Source organism: Spirosoma migulaei, assembly GCF_054776855.1.
In genome coordinates, this window is sequence record NZ_BAAHBG010000017.1 from 55,288 (window position 1) to 82,268 (window position 26,981).

Sequence of the window (26,981 nt, forward strand, 5' to 3'; positions counted from 1 at the left end):
TCTATGAAATGTCCTCTTTCCATCGAAACCGAACTACCTACGGATTACTGACTCTGATCGTTTTGCTCATCGGTTTGGCCTCCAGGCGTTTCATGGGGGATATCCCATTTGTAAAAACCTATGTAGGCGATGTGCTGTGGGCATTAATGGTATTCTTTGGCTTCGCCTTCCTGTTTACCCGATGGCCCACCAAAGCCATTGCTCTGGCAACACTCATCTTCTCATTCAGCATTGAGAGTAGCCAGTTGTATCACGCCCCCTGGATTGATAGCCTGCGGGCTACACGACTGGGCGGACTGGTGCTGGGTTTTACATTCGTTTGGAGCGATATGCTCTGCTATAGCCTGGGTGTCTTGATCGGTTTTGTTGCTGAAACGTTCCTAATTCCAGGTCGTTATCAGCGTTGATCAGCGCAATAGCTGGTTAATGGCCTATACAGTTAAAATTTCCTTTACAGACAGGATTTTCGAACAGCTCCCAATTGGGAGCTGTTCGTGTTATTGGCTGATAGTGAACGCGATAGTAAATTAATGTGCATTTCTCCTAATCCTATTTTCCTATACCGTTTACTCAAAAATTTACGGTTGATATGGATCGCTTTTGTAAGATTAATCAAGCAATTGATTTACTTATTCTTGTCCGCTTATCGAAACCACGACCATGCAAAAGACCTCCTTTCAAAACGAATTAACGATTAGTAGTACCCAACAACGGAATGGAGCCAGCAACTCCAGAAAAGAAGTTCGAAAAATTCAGTCCTGGCTTACGCTTTTCTCCATGTCACATCCAGGTTCGGCTACCGCTACAGGGATTGATGGCGATTTTGGGAAAGCAACAGAACAGGCTGTTAAGAATTTCCAGAAAGCAAAGGGTGTTGCCGAAACCGGTCTAGTGGACCAGACCACATTCGACTTGTTATCGGCCCCAATGCGGGCAGCTTTTTTAGGCACCAGTCAGGGTACTGGATTGCGGGAGCTGATCCTAACTATTGCCGAAAACCATCTTGTTAACCGCCCCTTTGAGTTGATTATTGATCAGCAGCCAAATTCGGGTCCATGGGTACGGGCGTATATGGATGGGAACGAAGGCTCGGAATGGTTCTGGTGTATGGGGTTTGTACAGGCTATCCTTGATCAGGCCGCTTCTGTACAGGGAAAAAATTTCAAGAAGCTTATGCCGCTGACCTATAGCTGTGATACGGTTGGTATGACGGGTTTGCAAAAGGGAATTCTTTCTCGGTACACACAGATTCGAAATGACCCTTCTTTAGTGAAACCAGGCGATATTTTCCTTCTGCAACAGGCACCTCATGACTGGATACATGCCGGCATTATTTCGGCAGTAGATGATGATATTTTTGAAACCATTGAGGGGAATACCAACGAGGGCGGGTCTAACAATGGAAATGCTGTACTAAAACGAGTGCGTAATTTCCGGAAATCGAAGCTCGATGTATTCTCTATTGAAAGCCTGGTGTGATCCATACTGAGTAACTAAGCAAACGAAAAAAATAGATTTTAACCACATCATTTAGTTTCTAACACCATGATTACAGTTGCTATAAAATCTAAAATTGAGCAGATCGTCAACGTATTTGAAACGGGCACCGCCGAAGGTAAATACGATGCGCTGGTAATCTTTAAAGATGGGAAAGATAATACCCGCCAAATTACGTACGGACGTAGCCAGACAACGGAGCAGGGCAATCTGAAAACATTGATCGAACTATATATCAACCGTGATGGCAAGTTTGCGGATGATTTTGTTCCTTATCGTACTAAAATAGGAACTGTGCCTCTGGTCGATGATGCTACATTTAAAGACCTGTTACGAAAATCGGCCAGAGAGGATGCCATTATGCGGTCAACGCAGGATGAATTTTTCGACATCCTTTATTACATGCCAGCGCTGAACTTTTTTACGGGCTTTGACTTTACCTTGCCGCTTAGCCTATTAGTTATCTACGATAGTTTTATTCACTCTGGGGGTGTGCCTACTTTTTTACGAGAGCGCTTCCCGGAGCGACCTCCTTCCCGAGGAGGAAACGAAAAGGCCTGGGTAACAGCGTACGTAAAAACAAGAGACGAATGGCTGGCCACGAATAAGAAAATTATCCTTCGCGGCACAGTGTACCGAACCCGCTGTTTCTTAACTCAACTAGAAAATGACAACTGGACGCTGAGTAAGCCCGTGAATGCACATGGTGTTGTTGTGCCCTGATCGCCTGCTATAGACCAGGTAATAGTTTATCAATAGCCAAACGCTACTAAACGAATATGTTTGTTTAGTAGCGTTTGGCTGTTTTGTAGGAAGAAAGAATTAAATAGGGGTAAAAGTAGAAACATACCACAGATTTAGCTGAAGATTGATTAGTTTACAGTCTTAATCACTTCATCCTGTGACTGACTCTATTTTCATTCTCTTCGTTCTTTGTTTAACTATTATCATCTGCGAATGGCTGAATAAAAAGCCCGGTTTCCGTCATATTGGAACGGCTTTGCTGGTGATTATTCTGACGGCTATCGAGGCCAATCTGGGTCTCATACCAACGACCGAAACGCCAGTTTACGAAAGCATTTTTAGCTACATAGCCCCGTTTTCATTATTCCTGTTACTGTTGAGTGTAAACCTGAAAGACCTTCGTCAGGCTGGATTGCCGATGCTAACGATGTTTCTGGTCGGTTCCGCGGGCACGATTATCGGCGTTTTTGTGAGTGTTTGGGCCTTTGCGGCACCACAAACCGTTGGGAAACTATTCTTTGCACTGGCGGGAATGTTTACCGGAACGTACATTGGAGGAGGCATTAATTTCCATGCCGTAGCCCTTCATTACGGCGTATCGAAAGCCGGGAATTTGTTCGTAGCCGCTACCGCTGCCGATAATATCATGACGGCACTCTGGATGATTGCAACACTGGCTCTTCCGCGTTTTTTTCAACGACGTTACCCGCGTCAGCAGTTGGCCCATCAACTAGATACAAGCAAAGCTTCCCATTCGGAAACATTGGTGGATGATGATCCATTCTCGGATTCAGAAACAATGACGCCGAATGATCTGGCTATCTTACTGGCATTGGGGTTTGGTTCTATTTTTCTTTCTAAACAAATTGCTGATGTAGTACCTGTCATTCCGTTCGTGCTGGTCCTGACTACGTTTGCTCTGGTGTTAGCTCAGTTTCGAGTCGTCAATAAACTGCGTGGAAGTCGGCTAATTGGCCTTTTTGGGATTTATATTTTTCTGGCCGTGATTGGCGCGTATTGTGATATTGCTGCTCTGCTCCACGATGGAAAACTGGCCATTGTATTGTTCGGGATGATTCTGTTGCTTGTACTCATTCACGCTAGTATTGTATTTGGTATCGGCGCGTTCTTTCGGCTGGATTGGGATATATTGGGTATTGCTTCCCAGGCAAACATTGGCGGGGCTACATCCGCGCTGGCATTGGCGCGTAGCCTCAATCGGCCTGATTTACAGCTTCCGGCAGTATTGGTGGGAACGCTTGGTAATGCCATTGGTACTTACCTTGGTATACTTGTGGCAGAGCTACTTCGGTAAACTAATAGGGCTATTCAATCCGGCAGGGGCCTTCTTCTGCCTGTGCTGACCCGGTTACCAGATTAATTCGACCAGAAACACATCTGTTCATCGTTGAATCAATCGTTCCCGCACTAAATAAATAGGGTTCGCCAGTGGGGAGGGCGGGAAGCTGAAGTGAGGGGTAAAATGAAACGCCATTCGGTTTAAGTACCGGGAAGCCAGTTTTAGTTTTCAAGGCCTGGCAGGCTGCTGCACAGGAACCAAACGCCAGCTTGGCGCCAATCTGAATAGGCTGGTAATCATCCCAGAGTCCACGCGAAGGAATTTGCGCTTCGGTTAGGTAGACGCCACGGGGTAAACTAATGGCAAAGTCTTTGGTAGTTCCCGGATCATAATAGACCATAAACTGTTCATGATGACGGATGCTTAACCAATCCAGTTGATACATAAAATCGACCCGAAAGGAAACCCCTAACTGCCAATTGAAGAGTGTCCCGCTGACGTACTTAATGGCCGCATTAAAACGGGCGTCGTCGAGACCGTTGCGCTGAATAAACTTACGTTTCCAGATGGCCAGGTAATACTGAGTTAGTGAATCAGGCGTCTGGTTAACGGTATAGCTTGGTTGATCGCTTATAAACGGACAATCGCACGGGGCATCCTTAAGTACAATAGGAGCTGGTTGGGTTGATTGGTGCTGGCAACTGCAAACCCCGATCAGGAAAAGTATAACGACAAAACGGTTGATAAACATAGCCGGGCGTGTGTATGCATGACTAGACACCATTGACGGAAAAAGGGTTGGAATTAGTAACACGGGCTTCCGCCTGCCCTACTAAATAAAAAATGCCGTAGTCTCAACACTACGGCATTTTAACTGGTGAAGGCGAAACGCTAATCGGCCACAACGATCACCGGAGCAACCTGTTCCGGGTCGTTGTCGGCCGATGCTTTCTTTTGTTTGATTAGTGCTTTTTTAGCTGCTTTCTTCAACGTGACTTCGTATAAATCCGTCCGGCGGTCTTTCAACACCTGCACGGAACCATGTTCGTGTAACTCTTTCAACAAGCTCAGGTCAACGTCGGCAATGAGTACCATTTCGGTGTTGGCAGTCGCTTCGGCTTTCACGGCGTTGGTTGGAAACTGGAAATCGGAGGGGGTAAACACCGCCGACTGGGCGTAGTTGATGTCCATATTCTGTACACGCGGCAGGTTTCCCACACAGCCCGAAATTGCTACGTAACATTCGTTTTCGATAGCCCTCGCCTGTGCACAATGCCGTACCCGTGAATAGCCATTCTGGGTATCGGTTAGAAATGGGATGAACAGGATTTGCATGCCCTGCTGAGCTAATATGCGGCCCAGCTCAGGGAATTCCACATCGTAACAGATCAGCATCCCGATTTTTCCACAGTCGGTGTCGAACGCCCGAATCTCGTAGCCACCCACCATACCATAATGCTTCACTTCGTTGGGCGTGATGTGAATCTTCCGGTATTCTTCAAATGAACCATCACGCCGACAGAGGTAGGCTACGTTGTACAGCTTACCATCGTCGTCAACCAGTGGCATACTGCCTCCCACAATGTTGACATTGTACGAAATGGCCAGCTCGCAAAGTTTTTCGCGAACGGGCACCGTAAAGTCGGCTAGTTTTCGAATGGCTACCGGCTCGGGAAGGTCGTTGAAATCGGCCATGAGCGGAGTATTGAAAAACTCGGGCAACACCATAAAATCGGCCCGGTAATCGCTGACGGCATTGACGAAAAATTCAACCTGTTCCAGAAAAGCGTTCAGGTTTTTGAACAAACGCATTTGCCACTGAATCACACCCAGCCGAATAATGGAATCGGTATGCGGCCGTTTGTCTTTTTCGATCACATAGTAAATGTTGATCCACTCTAACAAGGTTGCATACTCTTTCGACTCCGAATCGCCGGGCAGATACCCCCGCAACACCTTTCTTACGTGGAAATCATTGGAAAGCTGAAACGTTAGGGTAGGATCATAGATCTCCTTCTGTTTCACTTTGGCAATGTACTCGCGGGGGGTCAGCTCGTCCGAAAATTTATTATAGTTGGGAATGCGTCCTCCGGCCAGAATCCCTTTGAGATTCAACTGCTCGCAGAGTTCCTTACGGGCATCGTATAACCGCCGACCCAAGCGCAAATCCCGGTAGTCAGGATGCACGAAAACCTCGATACCGTACAGGTAATCGCCTTCATCATTATGAGTTTTGAAGGTATAGCCACCCGTAATCTGGAAGTAGGTGTGGTTATCTCCGAAATCGCCATATTTTACCCGGATCGCCAGCGCAATGGCTACTGCCTTGCCATCTACTTCTACACAAAACTGACCCTCTGGAAAAATAGTGAGTAGTTTGTTAATTGAGCTTTTAGGCCAATAATCCCCGCCAATACCACTATATACCTCAATCATTGTTTCTTTGAGGTCGTGGTAGTCCGATTTCTGTAATGTTCTGGTTTGTATATGCATTACTGCTCTTTTACTTTCTTGGACTGTCTGTAATAAAGATAAAGGAAAGCCGCTCCGACACCCGTAAACGCGACCCTACTTTTCATGGAGACACCAGAAATAAAAAAAATAACCCCACGGTAAGATAGGCAGGGGCTTTTTTATTGGATTAGATGGTGTTCCCAATTGTTGAAGGCGTTAATACCGTCGCTAAATGCTCAAGATGTTTATCGGTGAAATCCAGATGCGTTACAAAGCGCACCAAATGTTTACCAAAGGGGATACCACGGATACCTTTTGTCTCTAATTGTTGAACGTAATCGGCGGCTAAGATGGTTTCTGGAAGTCTGAAAATGACGATATTGGTATCAATGGGCAGGATTTCCAGTACTTCGGGGAGTTGTTCGAGAATGGCCCCAATTTTACGGGCGCGCGAATGATCCAGTTTCAATCGGTCAATGTGGTGATCGAGTGCGTAGATGCCCGCTGCGGCCAGAAAACCTGCCTGCCGCCAGCCTCCGCCCATTAGTTTACGGAAACGGCGAGCCTGTTTAATGACATCTGCTTTTCCGAGCAGGAGCGACCCCACCGGACAACCCAGACCTTTCGACAGGCAAATACTGATAGAGTCAAATAACTGTCCGTAGGCTGTGGTAGGTTCACCGGTTTCGACAAGTGCATTGAAAAGTCGGGCACCATCTAAATGCAGAATCAAACCCTGTTCGGTGCAGAGTTGTTTGATCGCGGCAATTTCGGGGATGGTATAATAACAGCCGCCCCCTTTATTGACCGTGTTTTCCAGGACAACCAGTCGGGAAAGCGGTTTGTGTGAATCGGTAGGGCTATAGATATGCTCACGGATCAGCTCAGGAGTGAGCTTGCCCCGTTCGCCATGCGCCAGACTGGTGGAGGCTAATGAATTCACTGAAATGCCTCCACCTTCGTACTGATACACGTGCGACAGGTAATCGCAGATAACATCATCACCGGGCCGTGTGTGGGTACGAATGGCGAGTTGGTTGGTCATGGTGCCCGATGCACAGAAGAGAGCGGCTTCCATACCAAAGAGCGAAGCTGCTTTGGCTTCCAGGGCATTTACTGTTGGGTCATCGCCAAGCACATCATCCCCAAGGGGCGCTGTAAACATAGCCTCGCGCATGGCGGGCGTAGGTTGTGTAACCGTATCGCTACGAAGATCAATTAGCATTTTAAGAATTCAAGAATCAGGTTGATGCAGTTTAAAGCCCTAAAGTTGATAAATTAAGCGCCAACTTGAAACCCTGAGTGGACAGCTTAAATCTGTTTAGAACTGAAGTTTGCTGTAAATACTGTCAAAAACGTTGATAGTCTTGCATTTATAGCACTTGCATGTATTTTTGAGCAACCTTTTCGTTCAATTCCGTCTCAATCAGGAATCCGAAAATTCGGTGTCTGTAAACCCCCTACCTTTATTATGCTAACAAACAAAGCTCCCTGGATCGTCCTTCTCGTTCTGTGGATGATCGGCTCGACCTGGTGGCATGTCTGCAAAATTAAGCAGCTATGCGGTGACGATATCAATCCCTCGGCAGCCTCAACCGAAACAACCATAGAGACGACGCCCCCTGGCGCCGATGCCTTTACGATTGCCGATGGTACACGCTTTCGGTTGGATCTTCCCGGCAATTTTGACTTTGCTAAATCGGGAGCCAATGCTAATATGAATAGCCTGGGAGGGTCGCTGGAAACGCTTATTACCTACCTGAAAGAGAATCCCGGCCGAACGCTCGAACTGACAGGTTACTACGCACCGGGCGAAACCAACACAACCAGTTTCCCAAATCTGGGTCTGGCTCGGGCTGAAGGAATCAAGCAATATTTAGTACAACAGGGTATTCCTGCTGGGTCAATTACAACCAAAGGGGAGGAACGCAATCTGCCATTTACAGCCAAAGGTGACTCACTTAGGGGTGGACTTTATTTTGGTTTTGGGGGAGAGGCTAACGAAGTAAAACCTGCTGATGAACCCGCCGTGACGGAAAAGCCTGCTGAAAAACCAGCCGAACCAATCAAGATTACGGAGCCAACGACAGAGAAAGCGTTAGCTGAAGCCGAAAAATTTACGTCTGTATTTAAGCCTATCGATCTCTACTTCCCACTGGGTGAGGCTAACTACATTAAAACGGGAGAAACAAAAAAATTCTTCGAGGAGGCCACTAAATACCTGGCTGCTCACAAAGACAAAAAGCTCCTGCTAACTGGCCATACCGACAATTCCGGTCCTGATGAAGTGAATAGGCGCTTATCCCTCGATCGGGCCAATGATGTGAAGTCGAAATTACGAAAAGCCGGTATCGACTCGGATCAGATTAATGTGAAGGCTAAAGGCGAAACGGAGCCTAAGGCTGATAACAGTACAATATCGGGCCGTAAGGCCAATCGGCGTGTAACGGTAGTCGTTCAATAAAACTAAACTTGGTTCCGGTTTGATGGTACATGTTCCGCCCAGTAGATCTGCTAAAACTTGGCAATAGAATCATCAAACCAGAAACGAATAACCATAAACAGGCAAGAATTATGTTTACTATGAATCCATTAAACCTGCCCGATGCCCAACTGCAGCTAGGAATTATGCTGATCGTGTCGGCCGTGCTGGGGTTTATAATTGGCTATATTTCCCGGCAGCGAACCATCCGGGAACTGGAAGGTGAACTGGCCAGCACCGAGCGTGCCGTTGATGACTGCCTGCGGGCTCCAGTTGCTGCCGGTCCAGTAGCAGATGGCGAAACGATCGTGCTGAATCGGATTCGCGCCCGGGCTAATGAAGTCAACTTTGCCCGGATTGGTCTGGCCTCGGCTGCTAATGCCGATGATTTGAAAATCATTGTTGGCGTTGGGCCATTTCTGGAAAAGAAATTACATGCCATCGGTATCTATACGTTCCGGCAGATTGCCAATTTCAATCAGGAGGACATTGAGAAAGTTAACGATATTATCGAGTTCTTTCCGGGACGTATCGAGCGAGACAATTGGGTTGGTCAGGCAACTGAACTGGCAAAAAAGTAATGAATGATCAGTTTACGGTTTTCAGTTTACGGTGGCTACCGCATTTCTAGTTTCATTGGGCCGTAAACCGAATACTGTAAACCTCAAAGCTATAACCCCCTTTAAACTTCAATCCCGTCATGTTTGGATTAGATCCCTTTAGTCGTCCGGTGGCCATCACCGAAATACTACTTTTACTCTCACTTGCCGCCTTTATTGGTTGGTTGTTGGGCCGATTGATACCCGCGGGCCGTATCCGTTCGCTACGGGCATCGATAGCGGATAAAGAGAGTGAGCTGGAAGAATGCCGCCGGTCAAAAGTAGCTGGGAAGGCAACTGTAGTACCGCCAGTTCGTTCGGTACCTGTTGTAGAAACACCACCTGCCTTTGTCCATGCTGATCCGTTACTACCCGCCATTAGTTTCGATGATACGCCCGATCCAATTGATGTAGTGGAAGCGCCACTAGTCGGTAGTGCCTCGGTTGATGTGCCGGTGGTTGTGGTGCCGCCTGTGGTTGTACCGTCTCCGGAGTTATCCCCAGTTGGTTCGCCAATGCCTCTTGAGGCTACGGTAACAACTGGTAATTCAGAGGCTGCCGTATTGAATCGGATTGCATCGCGTGCGAGTGAGATAAATTTCGATCGAATTGGGCGGGCTGCAGCCTCTGAGGCAGACGACCTAAAGGATATTGTAGGCATTGGGCCATTTCTGGAACGTAAACTCCATAGTCTGGGCATCTACACATTTCGGCAGGTCGCTAATTTTACGAAAGAAGATATTGACAAGGTCAATGAAATCATCGAATTCTTCCCCGGCCGCATTGAGCGCGACAACTGGGTCGAACAATCGAAAGAGTTTTACGACCGGAAATACGGTAGCAAACGCTAAGGTTCCTGCGTTAACCAGTTCCACAAGGGCCTGTCCATGCGTATGGACAGGCCCTTGTGGTAGATAACGAGGTGGTCATGGATTGGCTAACTTCTGCTTCCGAATGGGCGTGCTACTCAGTAACGCAGTTCCCCCTGATTGATAAAAATCGCATATCGACTGTAAAACACAGTCGCTGCATTTTGGATAATACCAGGTGCATACCCGCTGGCCATGCCAGTAAAAATGCTTGTGAAAATTAAACAATACCAGTGGATCCTGTGGCAGGTAGGCCAGTAAAATCGCATGCGCTTTTTCAGCACTCACCTTGGGGCCAATTAATCCTAGCCGTTGCGTAACCCGATGAACATGCGTATCAACGGGCAGTACAGGTTTGTGGAATTTGAAGAGAAGCAGAATCGTTGCGGTCTTTAATCCAATTCCAGGAAGACTCGTTAGCCAGGTCATGGCTTCTTCTGTTGACAAATCACCCAGAAAATCAACGTTGGCCGCGCCCGTTTCCCGAAAAAGATGTGTCAGCAGATTTTGTATATAAGGCGCTTTGATTTCGGGGTAATTCGCTGACTGTATGGCGTTAATCAGGTCGGGGAGGGGGGCATCCCGAACCTGTTCCCAGCTTGGAAATCGTTCCCGCATTGTGCGATAAGCCAATACTTCATTCGCATGCGTCGTGCGGTGCGACAAAATAGTGCCAATTAGCTCATGCATCGGATCTGAATACCCATGTATTTCCTGCATGTCATATACCTCATTCAGTCGCTCATGGGCGTCTTGTGTTTTATGGGCTAAACTGGAACTGGGCTGCATACAAAACAGGCTGGGTTAAACGGCTACGAATGTGTACCTGTTTGAACCCAGCCTGCTCGAGAATGTTTCCACCAGTTGGTGAACGGCAGTAGCCTTATACTATCATAATCTCACTAATAATGACGAACTCAATCTTTTCTACGTAGATAAATATTGTTGCTGATCGACTCCAGCTGCACTTTTGGCCCGCCACCGTTAACGCTTCCCTCTAACTGGTAGCCCACAATTGGATTTTTTTCCTTCTTGTTTTTGAAGCTGATGTCCATATCCGAATAGACTTCTCCGGTAATGGTTTTCATGGCCACGTTTGCTCCTTTGGATTTGGGCCAGCTCATATCTACGAACCCACTGATGGTTTTGGCAAATACGGGTCCCGTTGCGCCCTGAATATCGATATTGCCATTGATGGTTTCTAGCTTCAACTGGGCTTGGCGCGGTACAAATACCTCATAGTTGAGCGTACTACATACGTAATACCGTTTACCATCCTGATCAGAACTCCAGGAGTGACGCTGGTCGGGGCAGTCTTCTGCCTTACCCTGCTTGATCATCTCCTTGTCGAAATCCGTTTTAATACTGACCTCCTGAGAAGTAGATCCGGTAGTTACCAGCAGCGCATCGTTAAGCCTGCCTCCGTTAATGGTTACCTCAATGCGAACGGTTACCGTTGGCTTGTCCCAGTAGCGGACTTTGATGCTATCGGCAAATTTCAGATTGAGGTTTACCGTTTGGTCAGCGGTTACGGGCAAGGTTTTTTCAATGATTTTTTGCCCGAAGATTGGCTGAACCAGCAAACTCAGCAGCCCAAGTAAAAACAGGATTAAGGGATTTTTCATACGAGTAGAGGAAATAAAGGTGGCTTACTTTTGCTTACGTACGTAGATATTGCTGTTGATAGTCTTGAGCTGGACCTCAACCCCGCCACCGTTGGTGCTACCGTCGATGTTATTACCTCCTCCAACTCTTGGCATACCTTCTTTGGAGGCTTTCATACCAAGGTCGAAATCGGTGTACATTTCGCCCTGAATCGACCGGAGTTTGAGATTGGCTTTAGAATTGGCAGGCATGGTAATGTCGATAGGGCCGTTAATGGTTGAGATGGCCGTCGGCTTTTCCTGGCTCAGACTTGAATACACAACTTTTACTTCGCCGTTTGTGGTGTTGGCTACGATAGGACCCGTTACATTTATAAGGTCGATCGACCCATTGTTGGTGCGTACTTCCAGATCGCCATCCATGTTGCTGATGGCAACGCCAGCACTCTGCCAGTTGGTTTGCTGATACAGAATGGCCACTTTACGGGGCAGCTTAATAGTGTATTTAATTGCTTTCCGAGTGGCTTTTTCAATTTTCAACCCGCCATTTTCAGGGGTTACCGCCAAGCCAATGCCTGAGTTATCAACCGCCTGGTAGTAGAGAGGTTTCAGCCCTTTTGCGCGTTCGGGCGGTGCTTCGTAGCCTGACGATGCTACAATAATGACGTCATCGCTGTTGTGTCCTTCAATCTTGATGTCGCCCGCGTCGATCTCAAGTGTCACTTTGTGGTCTTTGGAATTCGTCAATTTGGTTTTGTATTCCTGAGCCTGCGCGTTCATTAAAAGGCATAGGAATCCTGCACTCAACATTAGGAGCTTTTTCATACTAGTCCGCCAGGGCGGTTGTTTAAGGTAATTGACTTGTGTTTGTTTACTGATTGGAGGGCTTTAAATTCTATTGATTCTATGGAAGCCTGGAATTAATAGAATCATTTTGTTATCAAGTTTTTAGGAGGGTGTAGTTGCTTCGTGGGTTAACTGGTTAATGCCTTCTTCGGCTTTCTGGCGCACCACATCCAGCACTTTCTGATCCTGAACTAATCGCTGAATTTCGTTGACGGCCCGTTTCTCTTTAATGGCTACCAGCGCGTCGATCAGGGTAATCTGAATATTGGGATCTGTCTGGATTTTGAGTGACTGAATCAGTGCTTCTCGCACATCGGGCTCGTTTTCGAAGCGAATCAGTGCCTGACATGCCGCCAGCCGTACGTTCACATTCGCATCGAAGTTCAGCGTATTGATGAGTAGTTGCGTAATCTCCTGATCGGCCTGCTTGAGGTCGTAACTTTGATTGACCGCCTGAATACGTTCACTAGCCGATGTCTTTGTTAGTTGCTCAAACCTAAGCACCTTTTTCATTGCCATAGCTGAGGGTGCATCGGTTGCAGATGCGGCCAAATCCGTTGAGCTGAACCGGCGTTGCGCATAAAACAAGCCAGCGCTGAATCCAAAGATAAGCAAGGCCACACTGGCGGCTAATCGAAGGCTCCAGCTTGTCAGACTTATAACCCGACCCGGCTCCGGCGCACTTAATTTCGTGGCTAGCTGAGTTGTAAAGGCAAGCGAAGGGTGCGAATTTCGGGCGTTTGCGAAATAGCTAAACTGAGCAGCATGACTTTGCAAATGAGCCGGTACAGCTTCCTGCTGAAAAAACTGCCGCAGCTGTTTTTCTTCCTGCAGGCTAGTCTCCCCCTCGTAGTATTTCTCCAGTAGCTTTTCAATGTCCTGATTCATAGTCGTTGGCTTTTAGGTAATTTTCGCGCAGGCGCTGACGGGCCCGTGACAAAATCACTCGAATATTATTGACACTCAGGCCGGTAACCTGTTCGATTTCCTCAAAGGAATATTCTTCTACATCCCGCAGATGCAAGACGAGCTTTTGCTGATCGGGCAGCTCATCTATTAACAGCCGGATCAACTCGGCACTATCGGCTAATTCTACTTGTCGGTAAGGCGAGATTTCTTCTCCTGCCAGTCCCAGCAAAGCTGTGTCATCGGTCGTCTTTTGTTTAGCGTGTGACTTTAGTCGATCCAGACACAGGTTTTTTGTCATCTGAACCGCCAGAGCCTCTACACTATGATAGGCATCTAACTGTTGCCGATTTGTCCAAAGCCGGAGCAACACATCCTGTAAGGCATCCTCTGCTTCTTCGCGGTTACGAAGAAACAACTGAGCCAGCCGAAATAGGCGGCCCTGAACCGGAAGTATGCGTTGTTTGAACAGTTGTAAATCCATATCAATCACATAGACGATTGGGCCGGGGAAACATTACAAATTGATTCAAATTATTTTTATTGAACACGGAGGCATAGAGAACACAGAGGTAATCAGACGCTTATTTCTCTGTGTTCTCTGTGCCTCTGTGGACAATTATCTTTGACAAGCTATGTACGAAGTAGCTTCACTCAATGGACTTGACCCCGATGGGGTCAACTGTTTATAGCAACTGGAACACTAAATCGACCTGCGCCAGAAAAGGCAAACAAAAAAGACCTTTCTCCTGAATTGTACCAGCTACTGTGAGCCAGAAAATTCAAGAGAAAGGTCTCTTTATAAGAGGTAATAACTAATTAACTTAGGTAAGACCGATGGCTTGCCAGTTGACGCCGAACCAGACTCCAGCGCCGACGTGACACAGGGAGTACATCACCCGTACTTAAGTGAACTAATCCGCCGGTTTCTGTACGCTCCAGGCGCTCCACAAACTGACGGTTAACAACACAGTTTCGATGAAGCCGGATAAACAATTCGGTAGGAAGCTGGGGCGAATAATATTTCAGCGTTCGGGGCATTAACATTCGGCGACCATCTGCCCAGTTTAACCAGCTATAGTTAGCAACTGCCTGTAGATACACTAAGTCCGATACAGAAAAAAACTGGCGACCCGTTTCACGAAGGTAGAGTTTTAGCGGAGGCCAATCCGTTGGCATGGATCGATTGGATAAAGAAAAGACAGACATTGACATAGGCGTGTATTACTTTTCAGAGTAATGATGAAAGAATACTTACGCAATACTAAACCCAATGACTTCCCTTGTCTTGCTCTTTCGTAACAAGGACTATAAAATTTGTAACATCAGGTATGATCACTTGTTAATAAGGGAACAAATGCTACTCAAAGAAGGCCAGGAGGTGCCTAAAGTGCGAAAAAAGCAACGTATCTCTAGAATGAGCGTGACGTCAGGCAATTTCGTGCCGGTTTTGATCGACGTATTCAGAGGGGGTCAGGTGGTACTGATCTTTAAAAACTTTGGAGAAATAAGCAGGTGTATCGAAGCCTACCCGGTCGGCCACTTCCGATACAGATACGCCCGTTAGTAACAACTCCGCTGCCCGTTTCAGTCGTACAATTCGGATTAGTTCATTCGGCGATAGGCCAGTCATTGCTTTAACTTTCCGGTTCAGATGCATACGGCTCATGCCAATGGCTGTAGCCAGTGGTTCAACACCGAATGTGGAGTCATCCAGCCGTTCTTCCAGGATGCTATAGACCCGATTCATGAACTCATCCTGAGGGTCCAGGCTAGTTGTAGGCAGGTTGCCTTCCCGTAACAACTGCGACCGGAAATGCTGACGGGTGCGCGATTGCTGATCCAGCCGGTTTCTAACCCGCCCGCGTAACTCATCAACCTGAAAAGGTTTTGCTAAATAATCATCTGCACCGGCGGTTAATCCTTCCAATCGGCTTTCTACAGATACTTTAGCCGTGAGTAAAATGATAGGGATATGGCTTGTAACCGGATTGGCCTTCAGTTGTCGGCAGAGTTCATAGCCATCCATTTCGGGCATCAGCACATCGCTTATGATTAAATCAGGACCTTCAGCAATGGCGGTTGTAACCCCTAACTGGCCATTACTGACCCGCTTAACCCGCCATTCGGTATTCAGCGTGGAGGCTATGTATTCGGCTAGTTCGTCGTTATCTTCTACCAATAATATCCGATGTAGTTTATCATCTGTAGAGTCTGGACTAACCGGAGCTTGCCCAGGGGCCGTTGTTGATGAGGGCTCATTGGGAGGAGTTTGTACAACAAGTTCAGCACGTGCCTGACGGCAGGGTAGCTCAACTGTGAAGCTAGTGCCCTTATCCGGCAGACTCGTTACCTTAACCGTACCCTGCATCATCTCAACTAACTCTTTTACCAAAGCCAGGCCAATACCTGATCCACCCATAGCTCCTTCGAGAGGATCTGCCTGATAAAATCGGTCGAAAATACGGGGTAATTTCTGGTCAGGAATCTTCGATCCAGTATTATGAACCGTTAAGCGAACTAAATCCGTTTTCGCGGAACTGGCTACGGTTGGATCAATAGGTTCAACGTGAATCAACACATTCACGGAGCCGTTTTCCTCCGTGAATTTTAACGCATTCGATAAAAGATTACTTAGAATTTTTTCGATTTTATCCGGGTCGAACCAATAGTAGGGCTGTTTGAATTGGTCAGTTAACTGCAATAGAATGTGTTTCCGTTGTGCTTCTTCTGTAAAGACCGTCACAATTCGTCGGATAAACTCGGGCAAATCGGCAGGAGTTGGGGTAATAGTCAGGTTTCCTGCATCGAGTTTTGCCAGATCGAGCAGCTCATTGATCAGTCGCAGGAGCCGGTTGGCATTCCGGTAAATAAGCGTAAGCCGACTGTGATAAGGTGAGTTAGTCGTATCATTTAATACCTGTTCTAACGGTGTTAGAATTAAGGTAAGGGGAGTTCGGAACTCGTGGGTGATATTGGCAAAGAACCGTGTTTTAACGGCATCCAGGTGTTTTAACTGAATCGACTCCTGCTCGCGAAGCTCCATCTGACTTTTCTGCTGAATACGACGGATTCGGACTCGGAGATAGAGAACTAACGCGCCAATCAGCAGCAGTCCATAGAGCGTGTAGGCCCACCACGTTGCCCAAATCGGCGGCTCTATAATCAATCGCAATGAATGTATGTTGGGGCTCCATACGCCAGACGTATTCGAGGCATTAACAACAAATGTGTAAGTGTTTGGGGGGAGGTTTGTGTAAGTTGCCGTGGCCTGATTACCACTATAGACCCAGTCTTTATCGAGCCCAATTAATTTATACCGGTACTGATTTTTATGGGTTTGATTAAATTCAAGAGCGGCAAAATCAATGGATAGGAAGTTTTGACGGTTTGTTAAAACGATCTCCGTTGTCTCGTTGATGTCCTTCTGAATAGGGGAATCTGGTGTAGTTGCGCTTACCAGCAGGTTATTGATACGTAGTGCCGTGAGCGCCACAGTGGGCTTCATCGGGTCCTCGCTGATTTGGCGCGGGTCGAAGGCCGTGTAACCGCCAATACCACCAAAAATGAGCCTGCCATCTGGTAGGGTTACATCATAGTACTGCTTAAATTCTTCGCTTGGGAGCCCATCGTCGGTCATATAATTCCGCACTTCGTTGGAGCGGGCATCAAAGCGGCAAAGGCCTCTATTGGTACTTAGCCATAGGTGTCCATTACTATCGGGTCTGATTGCGTAAATGACATTATTCGATAAGCCTTGCCCAACCGTAAACCGCTGAATCTGGCCAGTCATTTTATTAAGTCGGCAGAGCCCTTCGCCAAATGTTCCTATCCAGAGATACTTATACTGAAGCGGATCCTGGGCCAGGCATAATAGAGCGTTTCCGGGTAAGGATTTCGGATTGCCCATTATATTGTTCCAGTGAATAAGTCGTTTTTGCGATAGGTCGGCCCGGAGTAGCCCATGATTTTCGGTAGCCAGGTAAATCCGCCCCCCATCAACTACCATCGCTGTAATCTCGTAAGGATGGTTAGGGGGGAGGGGTAGCGGAAAGGCGGTAAAGGTTGCCAGATCGGGATTATGACGTACGATCACCTGATTCGTAGGGCCAAGTAAGCCCCAGAGCTCACCTTGTGCCCCGGCTGCCAGCGTGGTTAGACGGAACTCGCCGTTCGGGAGCCAGCGGGTTTCAATGCCAGTTGGTAGCACCGGAACAAATGCCCTACTGGAGGCATCAAAACGATAGGGAATGGTTTGCTGACTGCTAATCCAGAGCGTTTTACGCCGGTCGAACTGGTATCGAATACCCGCAGGCGATTGCTGGCGAATGTCGGCAGGAATCGCATCTCTTGGAACATCCCACTGCTGACTTAACCAGTCGGTCTGGAAATTGCTGGTATATGGCCAGGTTTGGAACGGACGTTTATTCAGATCATATTTTATCACTCCGTCACCGTTAAGACCCATCCAGAGCACATTTGAGCGGTCTATTAATAGTGACAATGCCGAGAAGCGGGCTAGCTTAGGCGACTCCAGCGTCCGATCGGGCCATAACGGAACCAGGCCATTCTGATCGGTATAGCGGTTTTGATTAATGTAGTCGATTCCCCTCTGGTCCGTTGCGAACAACGGTAGGCCGGGTTCATCAGGAAGGGTAATCAGTTGTCGAACACGGCCACTTACGGGATCGAAGCGGGCAAACTGGCCCGGAAAGCCCAGAAGTAATTCGCCGTTTTTTCGTTCATGTACTCTGTAAACCTCATTTTGGGGTAAGCCCTGTGCTTCCTGAAAGAGATCGAGTTGTGCTGACGCAGGATTATATCGAACTAGCCCATCCTGGGTTGCCAACCAGGGGCGGTTTGTTCGGTCAACTACGAGTGAGTGGATCAGGTGATAATTCGTATCCCCCTGCGCAACCCAGTGCCGGTGCGAGACCGTTCCATTGGCATTGAGTCGGAAAAAGCCATTCGTATAGGTAGCCACCCAAACGTTACCCGCCTGATCGGGCTTTATGCCAACGAGTTGGTCGCGACCTAATGCCTGTTTAAAGGCAGGCGAGTTAGAAATTCGAGTTGATCGCTCTGTAACCGGGTCAAAGCAGTCAATTTGGTTATTTTCGGTTCGAATCCAGAGTTTGCCCCTACGATCTTCCTGAATCTCGTAAATGCTGCTGAAGGATAATGATTGGGCCTGCTGAGGATCGTGGGTATAAATGCGAAACCGAATGCCATCGTATCGGCAGAGCCCATCGCGCGTTGCCAGCCAGATAAATCCGCCCCGATCCTGAATAATCGAGTTAACGAATCCCTGCGGTAAGCCATTTCGTACGGTTAGGTATTCTGGTTCAGGGGCAGCGGCACTCACCTGCCTTACTAAACCGAGCAGTCCAATAATCAGCCAACAAACTAACCGGCGAGTAAGTCGGTGCATAAACTGATCATGAGTATGCCCAGATGGGCTTGGATAAAGCGAAATATGAACGAACAAATATCTACCTTTAGTCGCTTTCGGCAACTCGAAAAGAGTCTTATTTCGTGAAAGGTAACTGTATTCTTTTGCTTTCCGCTCCACAATTCCTGCACCTGTTATGCATATTGTTCTTAAAACCAGGGTTAACCAACCCTTGCTTGCTGTTTGGGCTGGCTTTACGCGTGCCCTGTTCGAAAGGCTTACGCCAGCGTTTCCACCGGTGAAAGTCGTTCGCTTTGATGGGTGCCTACGGGGTGATGTGGTTCATCTACAGCTAAATTTTCTGTTCTTCCAGCAGGACTGGATCAGTCTGATTGTTGATCAGCAAACAGGTCAGGAGGAAATTTATTTTATTGATCAGGGCACCCAACTCCCCTTTTTCCTTTCCCATTGGAAACATCGCCATGGTCTTCGCCGTTCCGTTGACCTCCAGACGGGCAGTGAACAAACCATTATAATCGACGATATCACATTTAAAACCCCATTTTTATTGACCAATTATCTATTTTATCCGGTCCTTTGGTTACAATTTGCATACCGAAAGCCAATTTACCGGCGGGTCTTCAATTGATTCTGATTCAATGGTTTTGTTGATTTAGTCCACTGATTTAGTCGCATAATACGTCATGGAAGCTAAACATGCAAAAAAAAGGCGTTTTTGGCTTAACTGTTTATTAATCGATTTGAAAAAACGGTATAATTCTGGCTTTGTAACCAATGCAGCCGTATTTTCGGAACTGCATGGACTACGTTAACTTTGTATACTAGTGTCTTTTAATCTCACTGCATGAAACTTCCCAACTTAACTACACGAATTTTTCTGGGCATGGTGCTCGGTATTGCTATTGGTTATTTTTTCCCGGATACAGGCTCTGGTTTTTCGGGTAGTGACCTGAATATCCTGTCCAAGATTTTCCTGAGGCTTATCAAGATGATTATTGGGCCCCTTGTATTCGCTACACTGGTTGTGGGAATCGCTAAACTTGGCGATTTTGGGACCGTTGGACGAATTGGACTAAAAACCCTTGCGTATTTTTATTTTGCTACTATTCTTTCATTGGTTGTTGGCTTGCTGGTGGTCAACATAATGAGACCTGGCGAAGTGATGAATATTCCCCAGTTACCTGCTAAAGGGACTGATGTTGGTGTAGCAGTACAGAAAATGTCGTTCAATACATTTATTGAGCACATTGTGCCAACCAGCTTTATTGAGGCACTGGCGACGAATGAAATTCTTCAGATTGTGGTGTTCAGTATCTTTTTCGGTATTGCTGTAGGCGCTGTAGGGGCACAGGGCAAAATCATGATAAAAGCGCTGGATGCGCTCTCGCACATTATGTTCAAAATTACCAGCTATGTAATGGCTTTTGCACCTTTTGGTGTACTTGGGGCTATTGCAGCTATTGTAGCCCAACAGGGTCTGGGTATTCTGGGAGGATATGTGTATCTGATTTTATGCTTTTTCGGCGGGCTGCTGTTCTTCATTTTCGTGGTTTTGGCGGTTATATGTTTGGTGGTAGGAATCCCGTATTTCGCTTTGCTGAAAGAAATTCGCTCCGCCGTTATTCTATCCTTTAGTACGGCCAGTTCAGAGGCATCGTTTCCGCAAACGATTGAAGCGTTACGTCGATTTGGCTGTTCCGAGCGGATTATTTCGTTTGTACTGCCACTGGGCTATTCGTTTAATCTCGATGGGTCGATGCTGTATATGACGTTTGCTACGGCCTTCATTGCGCAGGCATATCATGTGCCCCTGAGCCTCGAACAGCAAATTACCATGATGCTTACGTTAATGATTACCTCCAAAGGAATTGCGGGTGTCCCCAGAGCTTCTTTGGTTGTTATTGCCGGCACCATGTCGTTATTCAATTTGCCGATCGAAGGGCTGGCGCTGTTGCTGGGAATCGACCAGGTGCTTGATATGGGACGCTCGGCTACCAGTGTTGCGGGTAATGCTGTAGCCACCTGTGTAATTTCCAAGTGGGAAGGGGAGTTCAGGAGGCAGCCCATTGAAACTGATGAAGTTACCGCTTGATAAATCGAGAAAAGTTTAGGGGCTATTGTATGGGTATTCCCGGCTGATTTCGTAGGTTGGGGATGTAATTACTTTTTAGTTGTTTTACCTAAACCCCTAAGCTCGTGCAACCCTCTTACACTCCTGTTAGTACCCACGTTAAAGCTACCCCGGTACAGCGTTTCGTTGCCGCATTCATTGACGGTATTATTGCTTACATACCCTGTTGGATCTTGATTATGGTATCCTACAGTCTCGGAATGGTGGGGTATGCCATTGCGATTGCCTATATGCTTACCAAGGATGCACTGCCTGAAACAGGAGGCTTTCTGGGTGGGCAGAGTATTGGTAAAAAACTGATGGGTATCAAAGCCATCAAAGAAGATACGGGTGCTAGTCTGGTTGGTGATTATGGAACTGCTATTACCCGACAGGTATCGCTGATGATCCCTTTTTTCGGGTTCGTAGATGCGCTAATGGTATTCAGCGATGAAGGGAAACGGTTTGGCGATAAATGGGCTAAAACTATTGTTGTAAAGGTCTAATTTCATCTGATAGTACTTGACAAGGCCACAACCCACACGGTTGTGGCCTTTTTTATGACCGTCTGTATAGCTGATTGGCAGTTCATCCGTAATTTGATTGCTGTTGATCAAGCAAAGTTCGTAGCTTGAGCCCACGAATTGCAACCAACGGTTCTTCCCTAAACTAAATGAATATTCTCGAAACCCACCACATTGTAAAACAGTATGCCGAGCATCGGGCGTTGGATGACGTCAGTTTAGCTGTGCCTAAAGGCAGCATTTTTGGCCTTCTCGGACCTAATGGTGCGGGTAAAACCTCGCTGATTCGAATCATTAACCAGATTACAGCTCCCGATTCAGGTGAGGTCATTCTGGATGGCGAACGCCTGAATCCAAGCCACATTAAACGGATCGGGTATCTGCCCGAGGAGCGGGGGCTCTATAAAAAGATGAAGGTTGGTGAGCAACTGCTATACTTGGCTCAGCTTAAAGGGCTGACCGAAAAGCAGGCAATGGACAAGTTAAAAACCTGGTTTATCAAGTTCGATATCAAAACCTGGTGGGATAAACAGGTGCAGGACTTATCGAAAGGGATGCAGCAGAAAGTACAGTTTGTGGCCACTGTTATGCACGAGCCTGACCTGATTATTCTGGATGAACCTTTTTCCGGTTTCGACCCCATCAACGCCAACCTGATTAAAGATGAAATTCTGGAACTGCGTGATAAAGGGAAAACAATAATTTTCTCGACTCACCGCATGGAATCAGTGGAAGAACTCTGCGATTATATTGCACTCATCAACCGGTCGCATAAAGTGCTCGACGGCCCCAAGCGAGCTATCAAGGAGCAATTTAAAACCCATACCTATCATGTGGAATACCAGGGCGTACTGGAGAATCTCCCAACGGCATTTGACGTGTTGACTACCCGCCAAACGGATGACGGATTTCTGAGGACCGATATTAAAATTCCTCCCGATGCCGCTGTTAATGAACTGATTCGGCACTTGCTCGATCGCGTCACCGTACGGTCTTTTGGCGAGAACATACCCAGTATAAATGATATTTTCATCCAGACTGTTGGCGAAACCAATGATTAAATGAAATGAAGAATGAAGAGTGTAGAGTGATGAATAAAAAACTGATGCAATCAAACTATTCATCATTCTACACTCTTCATTCTTCACTTCATTCGCTCTTTCACTCATTACTAATATGAACACAATTTTCCTGATTATCAAGCGCGAATACATGGTACGGGTGCGCAAAAAGTCGTTCATTATTATGACGATTTTGGGACCGGTACTGATTTTTGGCTTTTATGCCATCATTGGCTGGGCGGCTGTTAGCTCCATCAACCAGAAAAAAATTGCGGTGGTCGATGAGAGTGGTCGTTTTGTCAATAAGTTTAAAAACGATGATGAAACAAGTTTTTCCTATCCGAAGCAATCGCTGGCAGCGTCTAAAAAAACGTTTGTGAAGGATGGGTACGATGCACTGGTTTTCATCCCGAAAGACGTTATCGAGCAACCCAAAACCGTACAGATTTTTGCCGAAAAAAGCGTTAGTCTGTCATTGCAGAGTACTATTGAACGGGCTATCGGCAAGGAGATAGAAACCTTAAAACTGGAGCAGGCTGGCATTACCCAGAAGATCATTGAAGACGCCAAGGTGAACGTAGATGCGCAGACCATAAGCCTAAGCGATGCGGGTGAAAAAAGCAGCAACGGGATTGCAACCACCATTATCAGTGGGTTTTGTGCCTTGCTTATCTACATTTCGGTTCTCATTTACGGAACGCAGGTCATGCGTGGGGTGATGGAAGAAAAAACCAGCCGAATCGTAGAGGTTATCATCTCGTCGGTGAAACCATTTCAACTGATGCTGGGTAAAATAATTGGCGTGGCACTGGTGGGTTTAACCCAGTTTATGCTCTGGATTATTTTGACCGTAGGGCTGATCACCTTGGGTTCTAGTGTTATGGGACAGAAAGAAACCGCCAAATCGGCAATGACATCTCGTATGAATGGTATGCCAGGCGGGCAGGATGTTCAACACAAAATGTCGACGGCTAAAAACCCGGTTGCCGACGTTATGGCGGCTATTGAAACCCTGAATCTTCCGATGATTATAGCTTGTTTTCTGTTCTATTTCTTAGGTGGATACCTTTTGTACAGCGCCTTGTTTGGCGCGGTTGGAGCTGCCGTTGATAGCGAGACGGAGACCCAGCAGTTCATGTTTCCGATCATGATGCCCATTATTGCGGCCATTGCTTTTGCACAGATTGCCGTGCGGGACCCCGATGGACCGCTGGCCTTCTGGACATCCATCATTCCGTTCACCTCGCCTGTCGTCATGATGGTTCGGATTCCGTTTGGCGTACCGGCCTGGGAGCTTATCCTGTCTATGCTGTTGCTGGTCATTGGGTTCATCGGCACGACCTGGATAGCCGCCCGAATCTATCGCGTGGGTATTCTCATGTACGGTAAGAAAACCTCCTTCCGCGAATTGGCGAAATGGGTGTTTTATAAAGGGTAAAAGAGGAGAAAAGGGAGGAGGGGGAGGAAAGGACGAAGGAATTGATGCGAAAGCAATACCTCTCTTCCCTTTCCTCCCCCTCCTCCCTTTTCTCCTCTTTTAAAACCCAATATCAATCACTAGTGGTTGAATCAGCCATTGGCGGGTGGTTACGTTGTAAATGGTTCGGAAACCGGCTTCGAAGGAGTTGCGTAAACGAAGGGTGTTGAAGACAAAGGAGACGTCGAGCCCGGTTGTCTGAAAATCACGGTACTGCGTTTCGTAACCACGAAGGCGACCAAACACATCGCGCACTTCCACATTACTCTGCCCTTTGGCAAGATCATAAAAGCCGCCTGCTTTAATCCGTTGCACATACAGCCATCGCCCCAGCGACCAGTGGGTATCAGCCAGCGGAAATCGGTATTCAACGCTGCCTGCTTTGATCTGGTCGAAGCCAATATAGGATTGTCCTCTCGGATAAAATACGAGTGCGCCAAACTGGTACGTTCCCTGTGCCTGTAGTTGATAGCCTGCCCGTAAGCGTAGCGAATGGTGCTTGGCTAAGCCTGGGAAAAATAAATTGCCTTGAACCCCTAATTGTTCGGCAGTGAGTTTCCCGCCGAAGGGGGTTGTGCGGTAGTTGACCGACAGCGATTGACCCCAACGGGGAGCAACATCCCGTTTGCTTTGCCGTAACAGGTGAGAGTAGCTAAATCCATACGTTAAGGCGCTGATCGACCCTGAAGAGCCGACCTCCGTTGGATAGCGATAAGGGAGGTCGTAGCCCGTTACCTGAAGGTAGTTGAAGTAAGCTGACAGATTTATTCCCTGAATGTACTTCGAATTGGTGAATTGAAGAGGCAACCGAAACCCGGCTGTCAACTGATTGTACTGCCAGCGATCCGAGCGCAGGCTGTCGGCGGGTTCTATCCGGTCGATGAAGAGAGAAGTACTGCGTGTGCCGCGTTGAAAGCTTACATCAATGATCGGGAAAAGTCCCTGATAACTGAGCAGGGCATAGAGGTTGCCAGCCTGTTCGGTCTGGTTATAGGTATAACCCACGCCAATCTGCGTTGTACTCAGCAAATCCTGCGAACTCAGCCCAACCGTCAGGGCTTGCCCGGTGCTGGCTATAGTTGGCCCCCAACTGTACACATTAAGGGCATGGGCCAGCCGCCGAAAGCGCGTCGGCTGGTAACGGGTTGCTGTTGTTGCCGAATCTGCCAAAATACGACGCCCCAGGGCGGCACCCGGTTCCTGTTGGGGCAATGAACCAAAGTAGCGAATGGGTTGCTCCTGTGCTGGCGCGCTAATGGGTTTCCAGTTGGCAGGAGCAAGGGGCATGTCAGCAATCCGATAGCCCGTTGCGGCAAAATCTTCGAACGCGAGCCGCTTACCTGATGGCGATATGGTTGCATGATAAGCCGACAATGGGCGAGAGGTGACCTGGAATACCTGCTTCGAATTGATATCTACGGCAAACACATTGTCGATTCCTGATCGGGGTGAGTTGTATAGTACATACTTACCCCAGGGCTGTGGGTGGCTGATATTCTCATTTGCGCGGGGCAGTAGGTCAGTTTTTGTATTGCCGTCAGTGTCAATAGCCTGAATGGTTTTCTGCCCATCTTTCAGGACAACCGTTATAACGGTACGATTGTCATCCTGCCAGCGCGGATGCTGGTAAAACTCATTGTCGGGGTTGGGTAATTGCTTTATTACCTTGCCGGACTTCGCGTCAAGCACCAGCAAGTTGATTTTGTACCGATCTGTATTGTCAACAACAATCAGTTTCGTATTGTCGGGTGAAAGAGCAACCGTGGTATAACGGGTGCGGTGCGTCAGGCGGGTAAGCTTTCCGGTCCTTAGATCGAGCAGACGAATGTTGGAGTAAACACGCTGACCCCAGCGTGGGTCGAATCCTAATTCAATCCAGCATACTTTAGTGGGCGTGGCCGAAAGCAGATCGGGGTCATTCGGGAAACCCTGCACATGAATCGTTTTTTCAGGCTTGTTCTTTGATAAAATTACCAGTCGGGGCGTATCACCAAGGCCGCTTTTTACGCATACAACAGTCGAGTCGTTCAGGAACTGCGGATGCTGATAATTAGTAAAGATCGGCCGCCGTGGATTCGGCCGCCGTGGACTCGGCCGCCGTGGAGTCGGCCTGGTCGAGTTTTGTTTTTCGGCGCTAACGGGGAAACCTGTTGAGGGGGTGATCGTTAACCCTTCCTGCTGTTTTTGCCAGATTTCGGTTAGATCGTCCATCGTTTTGCGGTACATATCTTCCGTTCGCAACTTGGTTTCTTCTTTAATACTGGCCGAGAAGGCAAAGGGCCACGGAAACCGACGGTAGTTGCGGTCAAGCACCCGACTCCAGACATCCGGGCCGTAGGTGCGTTTGAGATAGGTTGTCAGAAAATAACCCAGTACGTAATGGTTTGGTACATTATCGCGGTACGAACCAGCCACCGCTTTGGGGTAATCGAAAGGCTTTCCGGCGAGCAGGTTGGCGCGCATACCCAGATCGAAGTTGGGAATCCGGCCACGACCGCTGTTACTTAGCAGGGTTTCGTTACTAACGGCATCCCCTTCGGCAAACCAGTCGGGGACCGTTAAGGTGGGAAGAAACTGACCTGTACTGCCCAACAAGGTATGGAGTACACGTCCATAGCCCTGTAGCGATTTTTCATACTGTACAACATGTCGATATTCATGGACCGCCAACAAATCGAGCCAATTGTACGTACCCATCAGCGCAGGATCTTGTGGGGCTACGGCAATGAACTCCGACCGACGTGGAAACAGCGTTACAAAGCCGTTGCTTACTGTGTTCTGATTCTGCAGCAAAACTGAAATTGGTCGGGGTTGTTTGTCGAGCGAAGCACTGGTTGGTTCGTACAGGCTTTCCAGTCGACTGGCTGTTCGCTGAGCGGTGGAATCGAGACCCCTGGGGTATAAAACGCGAAAATGGGGCGTGTTAATCCTATACCAGCGCAGGCTGGTAGGGTTTTGATCGAGAATCGGTAGGGTTTGGGCCGAGACTGTAAGTGTACTAAACAGAAGCAGGGCCGTCAGGAATCGTCGTTGAAACATCAGTATCAATGATACGGATTTTTAACGAAAAAATGATCTGTGTGCTGATGGTGTTG

General features: G+C 47.6%; 23 protein-coding genes. 12 read left to right on the forward strand and 11 right to left on the reverse strand.

What is annotated here, in order from left to right; translation table 11 throughout:
• The first annotated feature begins 8 nt into the window (after positions 1 to 8).
• The 4 genes from ACYVGO_RS19120 (at position 9) to ACYVGO_RS19135 (ending at position 3,556) form a co-directional block, all read left to right on the forward strand.
• Positions 9 to 407, forward strand: coding sequence for a ribosomal maturation YjgA family protein (locus ACYVGO_RS19120; protein ID WP_460970610.1), 399 nt, complete (start codon positions 9 to 11; stop codon positions 405 to 407).
• A gap of 253 nt (positions 408 to 660) precedes the next feature.
• On the forward strand, positions 661 to 1,479 hold the full coding sequence (locus tag ACYVGO_RS19125; protein ID WP_460970611.1) for a peptidoglycan-binding domain-containing protein: 819 nt from the start codon (positions 661 to 663) through the stop codon (positions 1,477 to 1,479).
• 66 nt (positions 1,480 to 1,545) lie between these two features.
• Entirely contained in the window at positions 1,546 to 2,220 is a 675-nt protein-coding gene (locus tag ACYVGO_RS19130; protein WP_142773433.1) for a chitosanase, read from the forward strand.
• A gap of 178 nt (positions 2,221 to 2,398) precedes the next feature.
• Positions 2,399 to 3,556, forward strand: coding sequence for a DUF819 family protein (locus ACYVGO_RS19135; RefSeq protein ID WP_142773432.1), 1,158 nt, complete (start codon positions 2,399 to 2,401; stop codon positions 3,554 to 3,556).
• Between the two features lie 10 nt (positions 3,557 to 3,566).
• On the opposite strand, the gene ACYVGO_RS19140 is transcribed toward ACYVGO_RS19135, so the two are convergent.
• The 3 genes from ACYVGO_RS19140 to ACYVGO_RS19150 form a co-directional block, all read right to left on the reverse strand.
• A complete protein-coding gene (locus ACYVGO_RS19140) occupies positions 3,567 to 4,292 on the reverse strand; it encodes a hypothetical protein (protein ID WP_460970612.1) in 726 nt (241 codons plus the stop codon).
• 140 nt (positions 4,293 to 4,432) lie between these two features.
• Complete coding sequence (locus ACYVGO_RS19145) at positions 4,433 to 6,034, reverse strand: carbon-nitrogen hydrolase family protein (RefSeq protein ID WP_142773430.1); 1,602 nt, start codon at positions 6,032 to 6,034, stop codon at positions 4,433 to 4,435.
• A 148-nt stretch (positions 6,035 to 6,182) separates the two neighbouring features.
• The gene (locus ACYVGO_RS19150; RefSeq protein ID WP_142773429.1) at positions 6,183 to 7,220 is read right to left on the reverse strand and encodes a threonine aldolase family protein; all 1,038 of its coding nucleotides are present in this window, start codon (positions 7,218 to 7,220) and stop codon (positions 6,183 to 6,185) included.
• 246 nt (positions 7,221 to 7,466) lie between these two features.
• Here ACYVGO_RS19150 and ACYVGO_RS19155 point away from each other — a divergent pair, with 246 nt between their 5' ends.
• From ACYVGO_RS19155 to ACYVGO_RS19165, 3 genes are all read left to right on the forward strand, one after another.
• Positions 7,467 to 8,459, forward strand: a complete 993-nt coding sequence (locus ACYVGO_RS19155; protein ID WP_142773428.1) for an OmpA family protein — start codon at positions 7,467 to 7,469, stop codon at positions 8,457 to 8,459.
• Between the two features lie 110 nt (positions 8,460 to 8,569).
• A complete protein-coding gene (locus ACYVGO_RS19160; protein WP_460970613.1) occupies positions 8,570 to 9,058 on the forward strand; it encodes a hypothetical protein in 489 nt (162 codons plus the stop codon).
• Between the two features lie 119 nt (positions 9,059 to 9,177).
• The gene (locus ACYVGO_RS19165) at positions 9,178 to 9,927 is read left to right on the forward strand and encodes a hypothetical protein (protein WP_460970614.1); all 750 of its coding nucleotides are present in this window, start codon (positions 9,178 to 9,180) and stop codon (positions 9,925 to 9,927) included.
• A gap of 75 nt (positions 9,928 to 10,002) precedes the next feature.
• Here the strand turns inward: ACYVGO_RS19165 and ACYVGO_RS19170 are convergent, their stop codons facing one another.
• The 7 genes from ACYVGO_RS19170 to ACYVGO_RS19200 all read right to left on the reverse strand — a co-directional run bounded on the left by ACYVGO_RS19170 (position 10,003) and on the right by ACYVGO_RS19200 (position 18,732).
• Complete coding sequence (locus tag ACYVGO_RS19170) at positions 10,003 to 10,734, reverse strand: endonuclease III domain-containing protein (protein ID WP_460970615.1); 732 nt, start codon at positions 10,732 to 10,734, stop codon at positions 10,003 to 10,005.
• A gap of 128 nt (positions 10,735 to 10,862) precedes the next feature.
• Positions 10,863 to 11,570, reverse strand: coding sequence for a DUF4097 family beta strand repeat-containing protein (locus ACYVGO_RS19175; protein WP_142773424.1), 708 nt, complete (start codon positions 11,568 to 11,570; stop codon positions 10,863 to 10,865).
• Between the two features lie 24 nt (positions 11,571 to 11,594).
• A complete protein-coding gene (locus ACYVGO_RS19180; RefSeq protein ID WP_142773423.1) occupies positions 11,595 to 12,374 on the reverse strand; it encodes a DUF4097 family beta strand repeat-containing protein in 780 nt (259 codons plus the stop codon).
• Between the two features lie 123 nt (positions 12,375 to 12,497).
• Entirely contained in the window at positions 12,498 to 13,283 is a 786-nt protein-coding gene (locus tag ACYVGO_RS19185) for a HEAT repeat domain-containing protein (RefSeq protein WP_460970616.1), read from the reverse strand.
• Positions 13,267 to 13,785 (reverse strand): RNA polymerase sigma factor, encoded by a 519-nt coding sequence (locus ACYVGO_RS19190; RefSeq protein WP_460970617.1) that lies wholly within the window; start codon positions 13,783 to 13,785, stop codon positions 13,267 to 13,269. Before ACYVGO_RS19190 ends, ACYVGO_RS19185 begins: the two co-directional genes overlap by 17 nt.
• A gap of 335 nt (positions 13,786 to 14,120) precedes the next feature.
• Entirely contained in the window at positions 14,121 to 14,510 is a 390-nt protein-coding gene (locus ACYVGO_RS19195) for a LytR/AlgR family response regulator transcription factor (RefSeq protein ID WP_142773420.1), read from the reverse strand.
• Between the two features lie 220 nt (positions 14,511 to 14,730).
• Positions 14,731 to 18,732, reverse strand: coding sequence for a hybrid sensor histidine kinase/response regulator (locus tag ACYVGO_RS19200; protein WP_460970618.1), 4,002 nt, complete (start codon positions 18,730 to 18,732; stop codon positions 14,731 to 14,733).
• Between the two features lie 157 nt (positions 18,733 to 18,889).
• On the opposite strand from ACYVGO_RS19200, the gene ACYVGO_RS19205 reads away from it, so the two are divergent.
• The 5 genes from ACYVGO_RS19205 (at position 18,890) to ACYVGO_RS19225 (ending at position 23,847) form a co-directional block, all read left to right on the forward strand.
• On the forward strand, positions 18,890 to 19,342 hold the full coding sequence (locus ACYVGO_RS19205) for an SRPBCC family protein (RefSeq protein ID WP_460970619.1): 453 nt from the start codon (positions 18,890 to 18,892) through the stop codon (positions 19,340 to 19,342).
• Between the two features lie 216 nt (positions 19,343 to 19,558).
• Positions 19,559 to 20,806 carry a dicarboxylate/amino acid:cation symporter gene (locus tag ACYVGO_RS19210; protein WP_460970620.1) on the forward strand — a complete coding sequence of 416 codons (1,248 nt, stop codon included), beginning with the start codon at positions 19,559 to 19,561 and terminating at the stop codon, positions 20,804 to 20,806.
• 104 nt (positions 20,807 to 20,910) lie between these two features.
• A complete protein-coding gene (locus tag ACYVGO_RS19215) occupies positions 20,911 to 21,330 on the forward strand; it encodes an RDD family protein (RefSeq protein WP_142773416.1) in 420 nt (139 codons plus the stop codon).
• A gap of 167 nt (positions 21,331 to 21,497) precedes the next feature.
• Positions 21,498 to 22,409, forward strand: coding sequence for an ABC transporter ATP-binding protein (locus tag ACYVGO_RS19220; protein WP_142773415.1), 912 nt, complete (start codon positions 21,498 to 21,500; stop codon positions 22,407 to 22,409).
• A 115-nt stretch (positions 22,410 to 22,524) separates the two neighbouring features.
• Positions 22,525 to 23,847: an ABC transporter permease gene (locus ACYVGO_RS19225; protein WP_460970621.1), complete on the forward strand. Its 1,323-nt coding sequence runs from the start codon at positions 22,525 to 22,527 to the stop codon at positions 23,845 to 23,847.
• Between the two features lie 99 nt (positions 23,848 to 23,946).
• On the opposite strand, the gene ACYVGO_RS19230 is transcribed toward ACYVGO_RS19225, so the two are convergent.
• A complete protein-coding gene (locus ACYVGO_RS19230) occupies positions 23,947 to 26,925 on the reverse strand; it encodes a TolB family protein (protein ID WP_460970622.1) in 2,979 nt (992 codons plus the stop codon).
• Positions 26,926 to 26,981: the final 56 nt, after the last annotated feature.